The 20418-nt window shown below is 72.2% G+C and carries 16 protein-coding genes and 1 pseudogene; 10 read left to right on the forward strand and 7 right to left on the reverse strand.

Annotated features, from left to right (window positions below; genetic code table 11):
* Nucleotides 1-209: 209 nt before the first annotated feature.
* Nucleotides 210-1280, forward strand: a complete 1071-nt coding sequence (locus ACWDBE_RS01625; RefSeq protein ID WP_449806857.1) for a phosphatidylinositol-specific phospholipase C domain-containing protein — start codon at nucleotides 210-212, stop codon at nucleotides 1278-1280.
* A gap of 133 nt (nucleotides 1281-1413) precedes the next feature.
* Nucleotides 1414-1806, forward strand: coding sequence for a ribonuclease domain-containing protein (locus tag ACWDBE_RS01630; RefSeq protein WP_449806858.1), 393 nt, complete (start codon nucleotides 1414-1416; stop codon nucleotides 1804-1806).
* Nucleotides 1807-2002: 196 nt separating this feature from the next.
* On the opposite strand, the gene ACWDBE_RS01635 is transcribed toward ACWDBE_RS01630, so the two are convergent.
* Nucleotides 2003-3604, reverse strand: coding sequence for an alpha/beta hydrolase (locus tag ACWDBE_RS01635; RefSeq protein WP_449806859.1), 1602 nt, complete (start codon nucleotides 3602-3604; stop codon nucleotides 2003-2005).
* Nucleotides 3605-3749: 145 nt separating this feature from the next.
* Between ACWDBE_RS01635 and ACWDBE_RS01640 the strand changes: the two genes are divergently transcribed.
* From ACWDBE_RS01640 to ACWDBE_RS01650, 3 genes are all read left to right on the forward strand, one after another.
* Nucleotides 3750-5102 (forward strand): MFS transporter, encoded by a 1353-nt coding sequence (locus ACWDBE_RS01640; protein ID WP_449806860.1) that lies wholly within the window; start codon nucleotides 3750-3752, stop codon nucleotides 5100-5102.
* Nucleotides 5103-5233: 131 nt separating this feature from the next.
* The gene (locus ACWDBE_RS01645; RefSeq protein ID WP_449806861.1) at nucleotides 5234-6139 is read left to right on the forward strand and encodes an SAM-dependent methyltransferase; all 906 of its coding nucleotides are present in this window, start codon (nucleotides 5234-5236) and stop codon (nucleotides 6137-6139) included.
* A gap of 118 nt (nucleotides 6140-6257) precedes the next feature.
* Entirely contained in the window at nucleotides 6258-7883 is a 1626-nt protein-coding gene (locus tag ACWDBE_RS01650) for a purple acid phosphatase family protein (protein WP_449806862.1), read from the forward strand.
* A 37-nt stretch (nucleotides 7884-7920) separates the two neighbouring features.
* Here ACWDBE_RS01650 and ACWDBE_RS01655 read toward each other — a convergent pair whose 3' ends face one another.
* From ACWDBE_RS01655 to ACWDBE_RS01680, 6 genes are all read right to left on the reverse strand, one after another.
* On the reverse strand, nucleotides 7921-9480 hold the full coding sequence (locus tag ACWDBE_RS01655; protein ID WP_449806863.1) for a cytochrome P450: 1560 nt from the start codon (nucleotides 9478-9480) through the stop codon (nucleotides 7921-7923).
* Nucleotides 9481-9552: 72 nt separating this feature from the next.
* A complete protein-coding gene (locus ACWDBE_RS01660) occupies nucleotides 9553-10191 on the reverse strand; it encodes a GTP-binding protein (RefSeq protein WP_449806864.1) in 639 nt (212 codons plus the stop codon).
* A complete protein-coding gene (locus ACWDBE_RS01665) occupies nucleotides 10172-10534 on the reverse strand; it encodes a DUF742 domain-containing protein (protein ID WP_392877276.1) in 363 nt (120 codons plus the stop codon). The genes ACWDBE_RS01660 and ACWDBE_RS01665 overlap by 20 nt, the downstream gene beginning before the upstream one ends.
* A 78-nt stretch (nucleotides 10535-10612) precedes the next feature.
* On the reverse strand, nucleotides 10613-10999 hold the full coding sequence (locus ACWDBE_RS01670) for a roadblock/LC7 domain-containing protein (protein WP_392877274.1): 387 nt from the start codon (nucleotides 10997-10999) through the stop codon (nucleotides 10613-10615).
* A gap of 17 nt (nucleotides 11000-11016) precedes the next feature.
* Nucleotides 11017-12699: a sensor histidine kinase gene (locus tag ACWDBE_RS01675; RefSeq protein WP_449806865.1), complete on the reverse strand. Its 1683-nt coding sequence runs from the start codon at nucleotides 12697-12699 to the stop codon at nucleotides 11017-11019.
* Nucleotides 12700-13610: 911 nt separating this feature from the next.
* Nucleotides 13611-14534, reverse strand: coding sequence for a phosphotransferase family protein (locus tag ACWDBE_RS01680; RefSeq protein WP_449806866.1), 924 nt, complete (start codon nucleotides 14532-14534; stop codon nucleotides 13611-13613).
* A 57-nt stretch (nucleotides 14535-14591) separates the two neighbouring features.
* Here ACWDBE_RS01680 and ACWDBE_RS01685 point away from each other — a divergent pair.
* The 5 genes and pseudogenes from ACWDBE_RS01685 (at nucleotide 14592) to ACWDBE_RS01705 (ending at nucleotide 20387) form a co-directional block, all read left to right on the forward strand.
* Nucleotides 14592-15464 (forward strand): annotated as a pseudogene (locus ACWDBE_RS01685) (IS5 family transposase).
* A 34-nt stretch (nucleotides 15465-15498) separates the two neighbouring features.
* Complete coding sequence (locus ACWDBE_RS01690; RefSeq protein WP_449806867.1) at nucleotides 15499-16188, forward strand: Crp/Fnr family transcriptional regulator; 690 nt, start codon at nucleotides 15499-15501, stop codon at nucleotides 16186-16188.
* A gap of 122 nt (nucleotides 16189-16310) precedes the next feature.
* Nucleotides 16311-17240: a hypothetical protein gene (locus ACWDBE_RS01695; protein ID WP_449806868.1), complete on the forward strand. Its 930-nt coding sequence runs from the start codon at nucleotides 16311-16313 to the stop codon at nucleotides 17238-17240.
* Nucleotides 17237-19420, forward strand: a complete 2184-nt coding sequence (locus tag ACWDBE_RS01700; protein WP_449806869.1) for a hypothetical protein — start codon at nucleotides 17237-17239, stop codon at nucleotides 19418-19420. Before ACWDBE_RS01695 ends, ACWDBE_RS01700 begins: the two co-directional genes overlap by 4 nt.
* The gene (locus tag ACWDBE_RS01705) at nucleotides 19404-20387 is read left to right on the forward strand and encodes a hypothetical protein (protein WP_449806870.1); all 984 of its coding nucleotides are present in this window, start codon (nucleotides 19404-19406) and stop codon (nucleotides 20385-20387) included. The genes ACWDBE_RS01700 and ACWDBE_RS01705 overlap by 17 nt, the downstream gene beginning before the upstream one ends.
* The last annotated feature ends 31 nt before the right edge of the window (nucleotides 20388-20418 follow it).

Below are 20418 nucleotides of genomic sequence, written 5' to 3' on the forward strand. Positions count from 1 at the left end.
ATTGACGGTCCGTCACCGTCCCGTGGGCGTGGCGGGTGCGACGGGCGGGGAGCGCGTGGAGGAAGGGGAGGGGCGCGGGGGAGAAGCTGTGCAGCCGTCACGCTATTGTCGTGCCTTCTTCATCCGGAGCACGCCCCGGCGGGCGATGCTTCGTCAGGCTGCCCGGGAGCAGGGCGGCCGGCATCCCACGACTTGGGGGGACCGTTCCGATGACCGTACGCCGCACCCTGACCGGATTCCTGGCCGCCGGCCTGCTCGCCGCCGCGGCGGCGCTGATCCCGACCGCCCCGGCGGACGCCACCACGGCCGGGCCGGGCGACCTGCCGTTCGGCTCCGCGACCACCGTCGGCATCCACAACACCTACGACCCGGCCGCCTTCCCGTACCTGGCCCAGGGCCTGGACACCGGCACCGGGATGATCGAGCTGGACCTGTGGCCGAACGTCATCACCAAGCAGTGGCAGGTCAGCCACTCCAACCCGTTCGGCAACTCCAACAACTGCACCGCCGCCAGTACCCCCGGGCAGCTCTACACGGGCGGCACCGACCAGAACCTGGAGAGCTGCCTGGACGACGTCCGGGTCTGGCTCGCCGCGCACCCTGGCGCCGGACCGCTGGTGATCAAGCTGGAGCTGAAGCTCGGCTACTCGGCCAACCTCGGGATGGGCCCGGACCAGCTGGACGCGCTGATCGCCCAGCACCTCGGTTCCGCCGTGCTGCGCCCGGCCGACCTGCTGGCCAAGCCCGGCGGCGGCTCGTACCCGAACGTCGACGAGGCGGTGCGGGCCGGCAACTGGCCGAGCCGCTCGGCGCTGGCCGGGAAGGTGCTGCTGTACGCGATCCCGGGCACGGTCGAGCTGGGCAACCCCTTCGACACCCTGCACACCGACGTTGAGCAGGGCCGGCACCTGCGGGACCTCGCGGCGGCCGGCCGGATCGGCCAGGCCGAGGTGTTCCCGTCCGTGCTCGGCGCCGCCACCGGCGACCCGCGCGGCCAGTACACCGGTGGCGACACGTCGATCCGGCCCTGGTTCGTGGTCTTCGACGGCGACGCCTCGACCTACGTCAGGACCATCGACACCGCCTGGTACGACAACGCCCACTACCTGCTGGTGATGACGGACTCCCACCTCGTCGCCCCGGAGATCAGTGCCACCGACCCGACCGCCGACCAGGCGCGGGCCCGCACCGAGCAGCTGGCGAAGGCGCACGCGAGCATCGTCTCCAGCGACTGGCGCCGGCTCCCGTCGGTGCAGTCCCTGGTGCTCTCCCGCGGCTGAGGCCGGCGCGGCGGCCGGATCAGGGCCCGGCGGCTGACCGGGTCAAGGCACCGGAGGGTACGCCGAGTTGACCGGAGATGAAGAATCGGAACGGGGCTTCCGATGGCCCGGGACGGTCGCCATCCTGATGGTCATGACCCGAACTCTACGCGCGTGGAAGACCCGCGTCGCCGCCACCGCCGCTGTCGCCCTGGTCACCCTCGCGCCGATCGCCGTCGCCAGCGAGGCGCACGCCGCTGTGAGCGGCTCGGTGTGCCTCTCCGCGCTGCCCTCGCAGGCCCACACCACCCTCGACCTGATCGCCTCCGGCGGTCCCTTCCCGTACAGCCAGGACGGCGTCGTCTTCCAGAACCGGGAGCGCGTGCTGCCCGCGCAGACGTCCGGCTACTACCACGAGTACACCGTGGTCACCCCGGGCTCCCCGACCCGCGGCGCCCGCCGCATCGTCACCGGCAAGCAGTACCACGAGGACTACTACACCGCCGACCACTACGTGACCTTCCGCAAGGTGAACTTCGGCTGCTGACCCGGCCATTCCACCTGTCACACCCCCCTGGGCCCCGGCGCGGCACCCCGCGCCGGGGCCCAGGGCGCGTCCGACAGCGTCGTCGGCGTCGGGCGAGGTGTCCGGAGACGACTCCTGGAGGTTCCGTGCAGCAGTGCGAAAGCGGCGGCGCCGGGCTCGCAGGCCCGGCGCCGCCGCCGCTGGGTGGGTCGAGCGGTCAGTCCGTCGGGCAGTGGATGCCGGCGGCCGGGACGGTGCCGTCCAGCAGGAAGGCGTCCACCGAGGCGCGGATGCACTTGCTCGCGCCGTACCCGGTGTGGCCCTCGCCGTCGCGGCTGAGCAGGACGGCGTTGCCGAGCTCGGCGGTGAGCTTCTCGGCCCAGGCGTACGGCGTGGCCGGGTCGCCGGTGGTGCCGACGACCACGATCGGGGTGGCGGCGGCCGACTTGATCGTGTGCGGCTTCTCGGTGGCGCGGAACGGCCAGATCCGGCAGTCCGGGTCGAACAGCGCGGCCGTCGGGTCGTGCCGGCTGACCAGCGGGGCCTTGGCGGCGAGGTCGGTCAGCGCGGCCTGCAGGGCCTCTCCGGCCGGGGCGTCGGTGGCGCCGTCGGCGCAGTGGATGGCGGTGTAGGCGTCCGCCGAGGGGCTGTAGTGGCCGTCCTTGTCACGGCCGTTGTAGCCGTCGGCGAGGTCGAGCAGGTAGTCGCCCTTGCCGCGGACCATCGCCCAGCCGATGGAGTTGCGCAGGCCGGTCCAGGCCTTCTCGCCGCCGTAGAGCCGGCTGAGCACACCGGTCCAGGCGATGCTGGAGGTCAGGGTGCGGCCCTTCTCCGTCTTGAGCGGCTTGTCCTTCAGCCCGTCGAGGAACGCGGCGAGCTTCTCCGCCGCCTGGTCGGGGTCCTTGCCGAGCGAGCACGCGTCCTTGGTGACGCAGTCCGCGGCGAAGGCCTTCAGGGCCCGCTCGAAGCCGGCCTGCTGCTCGATGTTGTGCTGGACCAGCGAGGTGGAGGCCGAGGTGGCGCCGTCCAGGACGACCCGGCCGACCTTGTCCGGGAACTCCTCGGCGTAGAGCGAGCCGAGGTAGGTGCCGTAGGACAGGCCGAGGTAGCTGAGCTTCTGGTCGCCGAGGGCGGCGCGCAGCACGTCCATGTCCCGGGCGCTGTTGCGGGTGCTGACGAACGGCAGGACCTGGGCGTACTTGGCCTGGCAGGCGTCGGCCAGCTGCTTGCCGTGGTCGGCGGTGGCCTGGTCGGTGTCCAGCCAGCCGTCCCGGGCCTGGTCGTCCAGGCAGTTGAGCGGGCTGGTGCCGGCGGTGCCGCGCGGGTCGAAGCCGACGATGTCGTAGCGGTCGTGCACCGGGCCGTCGAAGCCCTTGGGGTCGAAGGTGACCATCTGGACGCCGGAGCCGCCCGGGCCGCCGGGGTTGATCAGCAGCGAGCCGATCCTCTGGTCGGGCTTGGTGGCCGGGTTGCGGACCACGGCGACGTCCAGGGTGCCGGTGGCGGGGGCGGTGTAGTCGAGCGGGACCTTGAGGGCCGCGCACTGCAGCGCCGAGGTGTCCGCCTCGTTCCGCGCGTCCTTCGCGCACGGACCCCAGGCGAGCTGCTGGCCGTAGAAGGCCTTGAGCGCCGGGTCGGCGGCGCCGGTGGGCTTGACCGTCGGGGTCGGGGCCGCGGCGGCGCTCGGTGTCGTGGCGGCGGCCGAGGTGGTCGCGGGTGCGGCGGTGCCGCCCCCGCCGGTGCAACCGGCCAGCAGGGCGGCGGTGGCGACGGCTGCGACGGCGGCGGGCAGGGCGCGCCGCGGGGTACGGGTGATCATGGAGTGCACCGCACACAAATATCACCTGCCCGTCACGTCAGTCACATGGGATTCTCAGAGTGCTCCGCAAGGGCGGCGCGCGACGTCGTGCACCCGGGTGCGAGGAGTGATTCCCCGGGGGTCCGAACGGTGCCATGCTGAGGTCATGACAGAAAGCAGTGCGATGGCCCCGCTCCGTCAGCAGGCGCAAGCCGACGGGCGGCGAAGGGAGTTGGCCGCGGCGACGGTCGGCTCGGTGGTCGAGTCCTTCGACTGGAGCATCTACGCCGTCCTCGCGCCCTACTTCGCGGCGGACCTCTTCGGGCACGGCAAGCACGGCGTCAGCGGCGTGCTCGGCGCGTACGTCACCTTCGCGGTGGGTTTCGTCGCCAGGCCGGTCGGCTCCTACCTGATCGGGCGGATCAGCGACACCCGGGGGCGGCGCTTCGCGCTGAGCCTCGGCATGGCGGTGATCGCCGTCGCCAGCCTGGGCATCGCCGTGATCCCGGGCCACGGCACCATCGGGATCTGGGCGGCGCTGCTGGCCGTGCTCGCGCGGATCGTCCAGGGCCTCGCCTTCGGCGGGGAGGCGCCCAGCGTCGCCGCGTACGTGACCGAGACCGCCCCGCCGCGGCACCGCTTCGCCTTCAGCTCGGTCTCCTACGGCGGGATCATCATCGGCTCGCTGCTCTCCTTCGGGCTGCTCACCCTGCTGCTCCACACCGTCGGCAAGTCCGGCCTGGAGAACGGCGGTTGGCGTTGGGGCTTCGTGGTCGCCGCGCTGCTCGGGCTGGCCGCCGTCTGGGTGCGGCGGTGGGCGCCGGAGAGCGCGGAGTTCCGCCGCGCCCGGGAGCGCGCGCGCCGCTCCGCCCGGCCGTCGATCCTGCGGACCCTGCGCGAGCACCGCTGGGCGGCACTCACCGTCTTCCTCAACACCCTGGGCGGGACGGTCGGTTACTACTTCGCGCTGGCGTACCTGCCGCAGTACGCCGCCGCCTACCACGTGATCGCCAAGGAGGAGGCGGCCTCCTTCATGACCGTGGTGCTCTGCGTCGTGCTGGTCACCATGCTGCTCACCGGCGCCGCCGCCGACCGCTTCGGCCTGCTGCCGATCGCCCGGCTGGGATTCGGCCTGCCGATCCCGCTGGTCGGGGTGCTGCTCGCGGGGCTGCGCCAGGGCTGGCTGCCGTTCCAGGTCGTCGCCGTGGTGCTGGGGATGCTGGTGGCGACGGTGCTCGGCACGCTCAACGTCTTCACCGGGCTGCTCTTCCCGACGGAGGTGCGGGCGGTCGGCCTCGGCGTGGTCAACGCGGCCACCATCGCCGCGTTCGGCGGCACCTTCCCGCTGCTCGCCGAGTGGCTGGGCTCCAGGAACCTGCTGGGCGTCATCCCGGTGTACGTCACCGTCTGCACGGCGGGCCCGGCCGTCGCGCTGCTGACGGCGATGAGGGTGCCGTCCTTCGCGGCGGCCGTCCGAGGGGCGGAGCGGGCGGTCCAGCGGACACCGGGAACCGCCTGACGGACGGTCATCCGCTGTGGTTGAGTGGTCCGGACCATCGCTGAGCGGGGAGGGCGAGCGTGGACACGGACGCATCGGGTACCGACACATCGGGTACCACCACACCGGGTGACGGCACACCGGGTGACGGCATGTCGGACTTCGACCTGCCGGACTTCGACCTGCCGGACTTCGACCTGTCGGACGACTGCGCGCCGGGGGCCGACCTGTCGGAGAGCTGGCTGACCGAGCCCGGGTTCGAGGAGCGGCCGCCGGTGGACCTGCACACCGACCGGGCGCACTCCGCCCGGGTCTACGACTACCTGCTCGGCGGCAAGACCAACTTCCCGGCGGACCGCGAGGTCGGCGACCGGGTCCTCGCCGAGTTGCCGGGCGTGCGCGCGGACGCCACCGCCGCCCGCGCCGTGATGCACCGGATGGTCCGCCGGCTCGCCGAGGTGCACGGCGTCCGCCAGTTCCTGGACGTCGGCACCGGCATCCCCACCGCGCCCAACCTGCACGAGGTCGTGCAGGCCGTCGACCCGGCCTGCCGGGTGGTCTACGTCGACAACGACCCGATCGTGCTCGCCCACTCGCGCGCGCTGCTCACCAGCACCCCCGAGGGCCGTACCGCCTACGCCCAGGGCGACCTGCGCGAACCGGAACGGTTCCTCGCCGACCCGGCGGTGGCCGCCACCCTGGACCTGCGCCGGCCGGTCGCCCTGACCCTGATCAACATCGTCCACTTCCTCTCCGACGAGGCCGTGCACCCGCCCGTCCGCAAGCTCATGGACGCCCTGCCCGCCGGCAGCTTCCTCGCCCTCTCCGCCGCGACGGCCGACCTCGCGCCGGAGCGCGCCGAGATCGCCTCCCGCCGCTACGCGGAGGCCGGGATCACGCTCCACTTCCGCTCGCGGGAGCGCGTCGAGCGCTTCTTCACCGGGCTGGAGCCGGACGACCCGGGCGTCGTGCCGGTGAACCGCTGGCACCCGGAATCCGCCGGGGCCCCGGGCGGCGACGAGGTCGGGGTGTACGGAGGAGTCGGTCGCAAGGCGTAGTCGAAGCCCACCGTTTCTGACGTTCCGTCAAATCGATCCGTCAAAACGATCGTCTTTGCGTGAACATGTCATTAAAGTGACTGCCCGTCGAACCCCCCACTCGACAGGCGGAGTTTTCATGACCATTGCACGCAGGTCCATCCTCAAGGGCACCTCGGCGGCCGGAGCCGCCCTGGTGGCGGCGGGCACGACGGCGGCCGCGCAACCCGCGGCCGCCCAACCGGCCGACGACGCCCCTACCAGCCCGCTGCTGCTCGCCACCCCGCACCGGGCCGGAACGGCCGGAGTGGCCGGACTGCACCTCCAGTTCGGCACCGACGCCGGCACGGAGATGACCGTCTCCTGGCTCACCCCGCAGTCCGTACGCCGCCCCCAGGTGCGGTACGGCTCACCGGACGGCGGCCTCGGCCGGGTCGTCCAGGCCGAGACCCGCACGTACCGGGACTCGATCGACAAGGTCGAGGTGTACGTCCACCACGCGCGGCTCACCGGCCTGCGCCCGGGCACCACCTACCTCTACAGCGCCGGCCACGACGGCGCCACCGCCGAGACCGGCACCTTCACCACCGCCCCGCGCGGCCGCGCCCCCTTCACCTTCACCAGCTTCGGCGACCAGGGCGCGCCCAACCTCCGCCGCCGGATCACCTTCCCCGACGGCATGCCCTCCCCGCTCGGCAAGTACCCGGTGTACATGAGCAGCCAGGTCGGCACCTCGGCCTCCGCCGACATCGTCGCCGCCGTCGAGCGCGTCGGGCCGCTGTTCAACCTCGTCAACGGCGACCTCTGCTACTCCTCCTACGCCGGCCGCCACGGCCAGAGCCGCACCGCGACCTGGGCCGACTGGTTCATCAGCAACAGCCGGTCCACCCGGCTGCGGCCCTGGATGCCGTGCGTCGGCAACCACGAGAACGAGGGCGGCAACGGCCCGATCGGCGCGCTCGGCTACCAGGCCTACTTCGACCTCCCCGAGTCCTCGGCCTCCTCCGACGAGGAGACCAGGGGCATGTGGTACGCCTTCACCGTCGGCTCGGTGCGGTTCATCAGCCTCGCCAACGACGACGAGGCGATCCAGAACTCCGGCGACGTCTACCTGCGCGGCTACTCCGGTGGCGCCCAACGGCGCTGGCTGGAAAGGGAGTTGCGGTCGGCCCGGAACAACTGGGGGATCGACTGGATAGTCGTCTGCATGCACCACCCGATGATCTCCAGCTCCATGCACGGCTCCGGCAGCGACCTCGGCCTCCGGGAGGCCTGGGGCCCGCTGTTCGACGCCTACGGGGTCGACCTGGTGGTGTGCGGCCACGAGCACTACTACGAGCGCTCCCACCCCGTGCGCGGCACCCTGCCCAACGACACCCGCACCCCGGTGCCGACCGGTACCCGCACCGACCTGATCGACACCGGGCGTGGCACCGTCCACATGATCATCGGCGCCGGCGGCAACACCGCCACCACCCAGGACGACCTCTTCCAGCAGCCCAGGGGCCGGGTGGTGGTCGGGCTGGAGGAGCCGAAGCCGGGTGCGCCGTACCGGGAGTCGATCTGGCTCACCGAGGACGCGCCCTGGGCCGCCGTCCAGGACCGCGAGCACGCCCACGGCTTCGCGGCCTTCGAGGTCGACCCGGGCGACCGGCGCGGCGGCACCACCACGATGAAGGTCACCTACTACACCTTCGACGGGCCGCACGGCGACCTCAGCCCGGTGGACACCTTCACCCTGTACCGGCGCCGCACGGACGGCTGACCGGGCCCGTCCCTGCCGACCCGTGCGACCGGGCCGCTCAGCGCCGGAACAGTCCGGTGAGCGCGGCCCACCAACCGCGGCGCTGCGCCGGGACCGTCGGGGCCCCCTGCCCCGACGGCCCGGCACGCTCGGCACCCCGGGCCGCCGGGACGGCCGGTTCCGGCGCGGCGTCCGGCCGGTCCGCGTGCGCCCGGTTCGCGTCCGCCCGGCCCGGTGCAGCATCCGCTTGCTCCGCCCTGGCCTGGTCCGCCTCCGCCTGCTCGGCCTCCGCCACCGAGACCGGGTCCGGTTCGATGTCGCGGGCCGTGAACTCCACCGGCAGCGCCGTCAGATGACGGGAGATCCAGGCCGAGCTCCAGGTCAGCTCCTCCTCGGGCACCGCGAGCCGGACGTCCGGCAGCAGGGTGAGCAGGATGTCGATCCCGGCCTCGGCGACGTGCCGCCCGATGTCCTGGCCGGGGCACTCGTGCGGCCCGGCGCCGAAGGACACGTGGGAGCGGTTGCCGTACAGCGGTGCCGTCAGGTCGGGCCGGACCACCGGGTCCACGTTGCCGGCCGCGAGCCCGAGCAGCAGCAGGTCCCCGGCGCTGATCCGCTGCCCGCCCAGCTCGGTGTCGGCGGTCGCCCAGCGGCCGGCCACCAGGGACATCGGCGGGGAGTCCCAGAGCACCTGGTCCAGCGCCTCGCCCAGGGTCATCTGGCCGCCGGAGAGGTGGGCGCGGAAGCGCGGGTCGGTGAGCACCATCTTCAGCGAGTCGGCGATCAGGTTGACGGTGGTCTCGTTCGCAGCCAGCAGCACCACCCGCAGGTGCTCCATCACCTCGTCCTCGGTCAGCCCGGCCGGGTGCGCCAGCAGGCGGCTGGTCAGGTCGTCGCCCGGGCTCTCCCGCTTGATGGCGATGGTCCGGCGCAGACCGGCGACCACGTACTCGTTGCTGGCGATCGCCGTCTCGGTGCCCTTCATCAGGTCCCGGGCGGCGGTCACCAGCTGCGGCCCGTACTCGTCCGGCATGCCGAGCAGCTTGGTCATCACCAGCATCGGCAGGTGCTCGGCGAACTGGGAGATCAGCTCGGCCCGCCCGGTCGGCCCGACCACCTGGACCAGGTCGGTGGTGAAGCGGCGGACGTGGCGGCGGATGCCGCGCCGGTCGAAGCCGTTCAGACCGTCCAGCAGGGCGCCGCGCAGCCGGCGGTGCTCGTCGCCGTCCGCGAACACGCAGATCGGCTGCCAGGCGACCACCGGCAGCAGCGGGGAGTCCGCCGGGACCTCGTTGTTGCGGAAGGCGCTCCACAGGCGCGAGTCCCGGGAGAACAGCGAGGGGGTGCGCATCACGGTGATGTTGGCGCCGTGGCCGAGCACCAGCCAGGCCCGGTGGTCGCCGTGCAGCAGCACCGGGGCCACCTCGCCGTGCTCGGCGCGCAGCTTCTCGTACAGGCCCGCGGGGTCGGTCTCGGCCTCCGGGCCGTACAGCCGGCGCAGGCCGCCGGGGCCGGTCGGGGAGACGGCGCCGCCGCCCGCGTGGGCCGGGCAGCCGGGCGGCGGGACGGCGGCCGACGCGTGGGCGGGGCCGGCGGGTTCGGGGTACGGGGTGGTCAAGGGGGTCTCCGGTCGCGGATGGGGTTCGGTGACGGGCGGTCGTACGCTCACACGCTCGCCCGGTCGTACGGGCTACGGGGCCGGGGCCGACGGCGCCGGGACTGACGGGGCGGCCAGCTCGTACAGGTAGTGCATCAGGGTCATCAGGGTGTCCCGGCTGGACTCCCGGCTGCGCGCGTCGCACGTGACGATCGGCACCTCGGGCGGCAGGTCCAGCGCGCCCCGCAGCTCGTCGACCGGAACGGCCGGCGCCTGCGCGAAGCCGTTGACGGCCACCACGAAGGGCACGCCGCGCTCCTCCAGCCGCCCGATCACCTCGAAGCTGACCTCCAGCCGGCGGGTGTCCACCAGCACCACCGCGCCCAGGGCGCCCTCGAACAGGCCGTTCCAGAGGAACCAGAACCGCTCCTGGCCGGGGGTGCCGAAGACGTACAGCACGAGCCGGTCGCTGAGGCTGATCCGGCCGAAGTCCATGGCCACGGTGGTGGAGGTCTTCTGCTCCACCCCGGTCGGGTCGTCCACCCCGATCCCGGCCTGGGTCATGGTCTCCTCGGTGGTCAGCGGGCGGATCTCGCTGACCGAGCTGACCAGCGTCGTCTTGCCGACGCCGAAGCCGCCGACGACCACCACCTTGACCGCCATGGTGACGGTGTCCGGCAGCACGTCCGCGCCGGCCGGCCCGACCACCGTCTCAGAGTCGTTGAAGTCCATGGATCACCGCCTCCAGCAGGGCACGGTCGGGGAGTTCCGCCGCGGGCACGGCGGCGCTGCGGGCCTCGATCAGCCCGTCGTCGAGCAGGTCCGCCAGCAGCACGATGACCACGCTGACGGGCAGTTCCAGGTACGCGGAGACCTCCGCGACCGAGAGCGGGGAGCGGCACAGCCGCAGGATGGCGGCCTGCTCCGGCTGGTGGGCGGGGGTCGGCTCCGCGCGCGAGACGATCAGGGTGACCAGGTCGAAGACCCCCGGTCCGGCGGGGCCGCTGCGGCCCCGGGTGATCACGTACAGCCGGTCCGGCTCAGGACCGTCCCAGCCACCCTGCTCGGCCGTCATGCCACCGCCTCACTGTGCTCGTTCATGTGCCCGTCCCGCCGCCGGAACCCGTCGCGGCGGGACGGTCCGGGCGCCCGTTCACGCGACCGCCTCGGGGTTGCGCGGCGGCGTGGAGAGGTGCTCGCCGATCCGGGCGACCAGGTCGCGCATCTGGTGGCTCACCAGCCCGGCGTCCACGCCCTCTTCGGCGAGCACCGCGAGGTAGGCGCGGTCGCCGGCCGCCATCAGGTAGAAGTAGCCGCCGTCCACCTCGATCACCACCAGCCGCATCGAGCCGTCGCCGTGCGGGAACTCGTGGCCGATCGCGCCGGCCAGGCTCTGCAGCCCGGCGCAGGCGGCGGCGAGGCGGTCGGCGGTGTCCGGGTCGGTGCCGTACTGGGCGATCCGCAGGCCGTCGGCGGACAGCACGATGACGTGGCGCACGCACGGGACGCTGTGCGCGAGGTCGTTGAGGATCCAGTCCATGTTGCTGCGGTGCGGAATCACTGCTCGCCTTTCCCTGCCGTGTCTTCACTGGTGTCTGCGGCGCCGGTGTGTCCGGATCCCGTGCCGCGTCCGGTGCCGCCCGGCCCGGACGGGCTCGGACCGGTGCCCTTGATGCCGTTCATGAACTCCTCCAGCCACAGGCCGGGCTGCTTCGGCTCCCTGGCGGGGCGCGACGCCTGGGCCGGCGGTCCCGCGGTCGGCCCCGCCGACGGACCGGGCATCGACCCGGCCATCGGCCCGGCGGGCTGGGCGGCGGCGCGCGCGGCCCCGCCGTAGCCGCCCCGGGGCACCAGCGGGCGGCTGCGCCGGCGCTGCGGCAGGCCGTTGGGCGTCCACTCGGTCACGATCACCTCGTCGTCCCCGGCGCCCGGGCCGGAGGGGCCCCACGGGTTGGTCGAGCCGTAGGACGGCCCGACGCCGGCGGAGGTCGTCCGGGCGCCCCAGGGGCGGCCGGGGGCCGCGTGCCGGGGCGGGTTCGGGGGGAGCGGGCGGGGGCCGGAGAACGCGCCGATCCCGTGCGCCCGCCCGGTCGGCGGCGCGGTGGTGAGCAGGGCCTGCGGCACGACCAGCACCGCCCGCACGCCGCCGTACGCGGAGCGGCGCAGCGAGATCTGGAAGCCGTAGGCCTGGCAGAGCCGGCCGACGATGGCGAAGCCCAGCCGGGGGGACTCGGTGAGGTCGTCGAAGTCCTTGGAGACCATGGCCTCGCGGATCGAGCGCTCGGCGCGGAACCGGGCCTCGTCGGTGAGGCCGAGGCCGCCGTCCTCGATCTCGATCGCCATCCCGCTCTGCACCTCGGAGGCGCTCAGGTGCACGTGGGTGTGCGGCGGGGAGTAGCGGGTGGCGTTGTCGAGCAGCTCGGAGACGGCGTGGATCAGCGGTTCGACGGCCGGTCCGGTGACCGAGATCTGGGCCACCGGGTGCAGGTCCACCCGCTGGTACTCCAGGATCCGGGACATGCCGCCGCGCAGCACGCTGTAGAGCGCGATCGGACGGGTCCACTGGCGGCCGGGGCGGGCGCCGGACAGGACGGCGATGCTGTCGGCGAGGCGGCCGGTCAGCGCGTTGCCGTGGTCCAGGCGCAGCAGGTCGTCGAAGACCGCAGGGTCGTTGCCGTGCCGGTCCTCCATCTCCCGCAGGTCCTTGGCCTGCCGGTGGATGATGGCCTGCAGCCGGCGGGAGATGTTGACGAAGGCCCGCTCGGCCGAGTCGCGCCGGCTGACCTCGTCGTCGACGGCCTTGGCGACGCCCTCGGCGACGGCCACCAGGGAGCGGCGGAACCTCGGCGAGACGGGTGCGTCGCCCTCCTCCAACGGGCGGGTCAGGATGTCGAAGGAGTAGCCGTACCGGGCCCCGGCGACCACCCTGCGCATCTCGCCCCGGGCGAGCCGGTCCAGCTCGTCCTCCTGCCCGACCAGCCGGCGTTGGAGGTCCTCGACCTGTCGGGCGTGCCGATCGCGCGACTCACTCAGCGCCCGCCCGCGGCGGGCCGACTCGGCGGCCACCACGGCCACCAGCACGGTGCCCGTCGCCCCGCACCACAGCACCTCGGCCCGGGCCCCGGCGGACACCACCGCCGCGGCGACCGCCACGGCCGCCGCCATCACGGCCGTCGGCAACAGCCAGCCGAGCAGGGGCGCTCGGCGCCGTCTGGTGGGCGACGATCCAGCTCGAAGCATTCAGCATCCTCAGACAATCGGAACAGTACGGGGGACAAACGGGGGACCGGCTCCGGAGGCGTGGTGGTGCAGCATAGCCAAGTTCAGGACATCCTGACCGAAAGTCAAAAATACTGTCTCTCAACCGACTTGTCGCAACCTGTCGGACAACACCGACATCCCGCACACCAGTCGCAACCCGGACCGGCCACCCTCGCCCCACCAGGCTTCTCGCCCCGCCGCCCGCGCGCCGCCGACCCGCCCCGGATTCGCTCATGCGGAGGGTTTCCACACCAAGTCCGGCCACCCGCCCGCGAGTTCGTGCTACGGCGGCCAACTCCTGTCAACCGTGGTCCCGGCAATCACCCGCACGTGGGACACCGGCCGCGGCCGGTCCGGGGTGAGCCGCACCAGGAGGCCTTCATTCGGATGCGTGCGGTCCGGGGTTCCTCCCAGGGCCTGTTTCAGAAGTGATCTTTGTGGGACCCGCACTCAGGAGCGTGCGGGAGAATGTGGACCGTGGAGGGGAAATACAGGCTGCTGCGCCAGACGAGTCGGTGGGCGCGGTTCGCCCAGGTCACCGTGCACGGAGCCGTGGCCACCGAGCCAGAGGTCCGGATGGGCCCCGACGTGTTCGGTTGGCGCGGCCGGTCCTACGGCACCGCGCCGTGCGCCAGCCGTTCCGATGACCAACGCATCCGGCAGAGGTGCGGAAAGGTGCTTGGTACGCGCTCATGCGCCTTCCCGAAGAGGCCCGTGGCGTGACCGTTTCCGTCGTCGAGATCGTCACGGCACCAGCGGACACGGGCCGCGGCGATGTGAAGTTCGCTGCGGCGCATGCTGTCTGGCAACCCGTCGGCCAGAAGCCGGACCAGCATCCATGGATCGGTGAGGACGGGAGTCCTGTCTTCCCAGAGCGACTCAGGTCGCTGTCACACGAGCAGTGCCTCGAGCTCCGGAAGTCGGCCGAACAGGACCGGGAGGCCGCGCACGCCGTTGCGCGCGGACTCGTGCGACAGCGCGAGGTCAGGGCCGGTGCTTGCCTCGACAGCGGCGAGGCACCGGAGGATGTTCCACCTCGTGTGCCCCAGCCAGCCGCCGATCATGTACGCGAACCAGCTTGGACCTGACGGGGGCAGCGATCCGCCCCCCGCGACGTAGCCGTCGAGGACCGAGCGGAAGATGGCGGGCTTGATGTCGTCGAAGCCAGGCCCCTTGGCGAGGCTCAGCGCAGTGGAGCCGAGCTCACCGGACAGGTCGAGCATCCCCGAGAGCTCCCAGTCGAGCACCACCGGCCGACCCTCTCGGGCCAGCAGGTTCCACGGCTGGATGTCCCCGTGGGTCAGCACGACGGGGCCTGGCCGTTCGCAGGTGTCGACGAAGTGGGCGATCGCGAGGAACGTCTCGACGCGGGAGGCGAGTTCGTCGGCCCACGGCTGTCCGGTCGCCACCGCCCGCGCGGCGAGCTCGGGCCAGTCCCGTGGCGTCGGGTCCTCGATCGACGCATGGGTCCACGCGACGTCGAGCGCGTGGATGCGCGCGAGGATCTCACCGATCTCGAACGCGTACGCCGCCGACACCGGTGCTTCGGGCACCTTCTCTCCCTCGACCCATCGGTGAACGAGCGTGTCGTGGCTGGCCGAGATCGGCTCCGGCATCGGGACACCGGCGGCGAAGGCCGTCCGCTCAAACCTGAACACCTCCTCGACGCGATAGGTCCAGCGACGGTCGACGAGGTTCAACTCCTTCACGGCGAACGACCCTTGGTCGGTGTCGAGCCGGTGCATCCGGTTGGCGAACCCGCCATGGACGCGGGTCATCGGCCCGATCGGCACGCCGAGATGCGAAAGGTTCACCCACGCATGCTAGGGTCTGTTCAGAAGTGGATCAAGGTCGTGCGGTGATCACGTACCATGGCCCGGGGAGATCTGACAGACGCGCAGTGGGCGGTGCTGGAACTTCTGTTGCCACGGGGCGTCAAGGCCGGTCGGCCGCCGGTGCACACCAAGCGGCAGCTGATCAACGGCATACGGTTCCGCACACGCATCGGCATACCGTGGCGGGATCTTCCCGAGTGGTACGGGCCGTGGGAGACGGTGTACGGATTCTTCCGTCGCTGGCAGCGCGACGGCACGTGGCACCGATCCCCGAGCAGCTGCAGGCCCGCGCCGATGCGAAGGGCCTGATCACCTGGGACATCTCCGTCGACTCCACGATCGCCCGCGCGCACCAGCACGCGGCCGGCGCGCGCAAAAAGGGGATCTACAGGTCGAGCCACCCGGCGGCGTCTTCGCCGAGCCTGATGACCACGGACTCGGACGCTCTCGCGGTGGACTGACCACCAAGATCCACCTGGCCGTCGAGCAGACCCAGAAGCTGATGTCGCTCGTGATCACCGCCGGACAACGGGGTGACTCCCCGCAGTTTCAGGTCGTCCTGGGCCGCATCCGGGTGCCGCGTCTCGGCCCGGGGCGCCCTCGTACCCGGCCGGACAAGGTCCGTGCTGACAAGGCGTACGGCTCCCGCGCGAACCGCGTTTACCTGCGCAGACGTCGTATCGGCTGCACGATCCCGGAGAAGCGCGACCAGATCGCCAACCGCAGGAAGCACGGCTCCCGCGGCGGTCGGCCGCCGAAGTTCGACAAGGACGACTGTCGCGAGCGCCATGCCGTGGAGTGCGGCATCAATCGCCTCGGCGCCACCGCGCGGTCGCCACGAAATACGACAAACTCGCTGTCCGCTACGAAGCGACCGTGCTGATCGCAGCCATCAACGAGTGGCTGTGACCAGCACTTTCGAAACACGCCCTAGGGTCGTCGCATGGACGATCACGACAGCCGCACACCCGGCCCGCTGGGCCGGACCCTGCGCCACCTCATGGGCGACGCGGCCTGGACGGGCATGCTGGACGGCGCGTTCGAGCGCAGGCACCCGATCGGCACCACCCTCCTGCGCCAGGGCGAACCGGGCACCCACGTCCTCGCCCTGCTGGCCGGAGTGGCCAAGGTCAGCCGCCGGGAGCGCGACGGGAGCGTCCGGCTGCTGGCCTTCCGCGGCCCGGGCGAACTGCTCGGGGAAGTGGCCGTCCTGGACGACGGCGTCCGCTCGGCCAGCGTCCAGGCGATCTCGGACTGCACGGTCGCGGTCCTCGCCAAGGCCGCCTTCCTGCGTTTCGTCGCCGATCGTGAGCTGTTCCCCGTGATGGTCCGCTACGCCATGGGTCGGCTGCGCGAGTCCGACCTGGCCCGCACCGGCGGTGACATCGTCCCCCGGCTGGCAGCCGCCCTGGTGGCCCTCGCCGATCTCTCCGCCGGCCCCGTCCCGGCGGTCGGCCGCCGGATCGAACTCGCCCTGACCCGCGACGAACTCGCCCAACACCTCGGCGTCTCCCGCAACACCGTCACCACGGCCCTCGCCGCCCTGGCCGCCCACCGCGTCGAGACCGGCCGGAAGTCCATCACCCTCGCCGACCTCCCCGCCCTCCGTCGAGCGGCGGTGCCTGTGGACTGAAGAGCCAACTCCTCGATGTGTCCTTCGTCACATGTTTTCTGCACTGAGCGAGCACACCGGAGCACGCTGTGTCGCGAAGCTGGGTGACGCAAGGTCAGTACGGGAACCCGCGAGGAGCAGAGATGACGGAGTTCGACCAGCCGATGCCCGAGGCCAGCGCCCTGCCGTACAGCCGCAGCCGACACCTCCCGCCGTACCGGGGCATCGTCGCCGTGGACGCCAAGGACTTCACGGGGTACCCCGCGATCGAGCACGGCGTGATCAGCAGGTCCGTGCCGCAGGTGCTCCAGTGGTCCTTCGAGCGGGCCGGACTGGGTGAGGTCTGGCAGGACCGGCGGTTCCCCGACTCGACCGGCGACGGGTACGTGTTCGGCTTCGACCCGGGCTGGATGCCCTTCCTGATCCACCCCTGGCTGAACACCCTCCAGGAGGTGCTGACGGAGTTCAACGTGCACTCGGTCGGAACGGTGCGCATCCGACTGAGGGTCAGCCTCAACATCGGCCCGCTCCCCGACGCGGGCGGCGAGTTCGACGGCAACGGCACCCCGCGCAACGACACCCACCGGCTGCTCGACTCCCGGCCGGTGAAGGCCGTGCTGGCCGCGTCCAACGAAAGCATCACCCACGTCGCGGCCATCCTGTCCGACCGCTGCTACCAGGACGCGGTGGCCGGCGGTTACACCGGGCGCCACCCCGACCACTTCATCGAGGTGCCGGCGACGGTCGAGGGCAAGCGCTTCGACCAGCAGGCGTGGCTCTACGTGCCCGCGCCGTCCGGGAACCTCTACGACCGCCGGATCCTCGGCGACGCCGTCGTCGGGGAACAGGAGGGGCGGGACGGCCGGAAGGCGGACCGGCCGGCGGAGGGGCGTCGGGCGCCGAGGACGGTCGTGAACCAGCGGGCCGACGGAGGAAACCTGAACAGCGGCACGGTGCACGGTGGGCAGAACATCACCAACGTGCGTGGTGACTCCATCAGTGGCTTCGGCGGCGACTACGTTCGGGGCAACAAGGACACCGTCCACGGCGACAAGAACGAGCACCACCGGTGAGGCCCGACGAGCGCCCGGCCATCGAAGGGCCGCCTGGCGTGCCGGGCTCCGGCCCCGGCCCCGACTTCGATGACTTCGACGACGAGTTCGCGGGCCGGTTCGCCGCCTGGGGACCGGGCGGCCAGTTCATCTTCGCACCGAACGGCAACATCAACACCGGATCGGTGCACGGGGACCAGCGCGTCGAGAACGGTGCCGCCGGAGCGGCGCCGGGCAGCGGCGAGCGGGTCGAGGCGCAGGACGGACCCATCTCGGAGACGGAGATCCTGGCCGCCCGGACCGGGTACGCGAAGCCGGACTGCTTCCCCGAGGCGCTGAGGACGCTCGGCACCCGCCTGCTCTTCCTCGCCGGTGAACCGGGCACCGGGCGTCGCACCACTGCCCTCAACCTGCTGTTCGAGAGCAGCGGGAAGAGCCTCGCCCTGCGCGCGCTTGACAGCGACTCGGACCTGACGTCCTGGCGGCCCACCGACAGCGAGGCGCGCGGGTACCTGGTACACGGTCTGTCGCCTGCGGTGCGGTTGGGGCCGGCGGCGGTCGCCAAGCTGCGCCAGCGGTTGGAGGAGGCCAAGGCCGTCATGGTGGTCCTGCTGCCGCATGACGCGGACCGTCTCCGCGGTGTCGTCCGCGAACTGGACGTCAGCCCGGTGCGCTACACACCCCCGTCGCCGCGTGCGGTCTTCGACGCCCGTCTGGAGGCGGTGGTGCCCGATGCGAAGCGACGCGAGGCGCTGCTGGCCCGGCTGGAAGCGGATCTGGACGATCTGCTGGCCCCTGAGCTGGTGCCGGCCCAGGTCGCCGAACTCGTCGACGAGGTAAGCCGGGCCGGTGATGAAGGACCCGACCCGGTCGACCTCGGCCAGCGGCTCAGCTTCCTCGCGGAGGAGGAGGTCCCGGAGCTCCTGAAGGCGCTTCGCGAGGACCCGGACGCGCTCGCGTTCCTGCTGGTGACGAGCGTCCTGGAGGGTGTCGACCACCGGATCATCCGGGACGAGACGGACCGCTTGCTGGCACTGGCCGACGGCCGCCTGAATGCTGTGCTCGGGGCGGGCCCGGAAGGGCAGAGCGAGCAGAGTCGGCTCACGCCGGGCGAGGCCCTGCAGCCGAATCCCCGATTCGTGTTCCGGCGGTCGCTGGACGACCTGTTGGCGACTGTGCGGGCCGAATGCGCTCCGGGCGGGACGCGGAGGACGTCGAACTACGCCTACACGGTGGAACCGATCCGGTTCAAACGCCATCGGCAGGCGGAGACGGTGCTGCGGCACGTATGGCGCCAGTACGGGCAGGTGTCGGGACTGCTGACCGAGTGGATCAACACGGTTCCCGCCACCGAGTCCGACCTGGCCGTCCCGATGGGCCGTGTGGTGGGTATGGCTGCGGGCTGGAGCGGTGCCCGTCGGGCCCTGACCCACATCGGCACTCTGGCCAAGGCAGAACAGGCGCGGAGCCGGAGCATCGCCGTGTACGCGCTGGGGATCACGGCCCAGGACCCGATTCTCGTCGGCGAGGTGAAGCACCGCCTCAACAGCTGGAGCGTCAACGGCGGCTGGCAACTCCGGTGGACGGCGGCCGGTGCCTGCGGTGGAGATTTCGGAGCAGCCCGGCCGGAGTTCGCGCTCTCTCTGCTCCGGCGTTGCTTCCGCGGAGAGGACGGGAAGGAAACCGAGGTTGCCGCGACGGTGGTCTGGTCACTTCAGCGCCTCTTCGACGGCGGAAACCAAACGGCCGTGTTCCGGAAGCTCATGGACTGGGTGGACCGGCCGGGGCCGGACACCGAACTCGCCCTCATCGCCTTCCTCAACCTGCTCCATGCCCCGTTCTGGTTCCTGCAACAGTTGGGCCCCGACGGCGAGTTCGGTGATGGCGTGGTCGAGTTCGTCCGCCGGTCCCTGAACCACCAACGGATGTTCGCCGGTGTCAGCCGCAGGCTGCTCGACTGGTGCCGGCAAGCGGTTTGGGACGAACCGCTCCGCGCACCCGTGGAGACGCTGCTCATTGCGCTCGCCCAGAAGATGCGCCCCGGCGAGCTGGGGCTGCTGACCGCGATCGACCGCAGCGACGACCCCGGCCTGGTCGGCCGCGACATCGCCCGCCGCGCCCTGGAGGCCTGGCGGCGGGGCGAGCCCCAGCCCTACCAGCCCACCCCCGCCTTCGGAGGACCCGATGACCCTCGACACTGACCCGCCCGTCTACACCCAGGCCACCCGCGCCCCCTGGCGGGAGGTCCTCTGGCACCGCTGGTCCGGGCGGCGCGACCGCGCCCTGGTCGTGGGGGACCGCCACGGGCTCTACCAGCAGCTGGGGAAGGGCCGTCCGGGAGTGGCGGCCTTGGGGGAGAAACGCGGGGTCGGCGCCCGGCTGGGACTGCGCGGTTTCGACCAGGCGTTCCTGGTGGACCTCGCGGAGCGGCCGGGGGTGAGGGCGGTCCGTCTCCGTACCTCGTACGGCACGGAGTCGCTGGAGGTCCACTTCCTGTGGTGGGTCCACGACGCCGCCCGGGTCGTGCAGACCCGGACCAGCCAGGGCGGGCTGCCGGTCCGCAAGGACATCGACGGACGGCTGCACCACCTGAAGGAGCAGTTCGCCACTGCGGGGGCGAGGTTGGGTTCCGAAGAGCTGCTGCAGTACCTCGCGGCTCCGTACGTGTTGCCCCACTGCGGCCTCGGCTACCGCGTCACGGACGTCTCCGCGCGCGAGCGCGGCAACGAACTGCGGCTCGGGGAGCCTGACGCGACGGACGTGCCGTTCGACTGGACCGTCAAGAGCGAGGAGGAGTACGCCTTCTGCCGGCGAGCGGTCCAGGACGGTCCGCTCGCGCTCGCGGGGCTGTGGCTCGCCAGGAAGCCCGATGAGGTGCGCGACGTCCTGGACTGGGTGGTCAACCACGCCGACCTGCTCCGGGGTGAGACCACCTGGCAGGACCAGATGGCGCTCATGCTGGGCAAGGTGACGGACCAGGAACAGGAGGAGCTGTCCAGGCTCCTGCGCGATCGCCTGGTCGCCCTCGGGCGGCAGGTCCCCGGGCCTGCCCAGCAGCCGCCGGCGCCTCCGCACCCTCCGGGGCCGGGCTTCACCAAGCTCCACACCCACGTCAACGGCTGGGCCGGCAGTGTCCCGAACGGAGTCCCGAACGGGGTGCCGCGATGACCCGGGCAGCCGTACGCCGCGAGCCGCCGCC

This window comes from Kitasatospora sp. NPDC001132, from assembly GCF_053598415.1.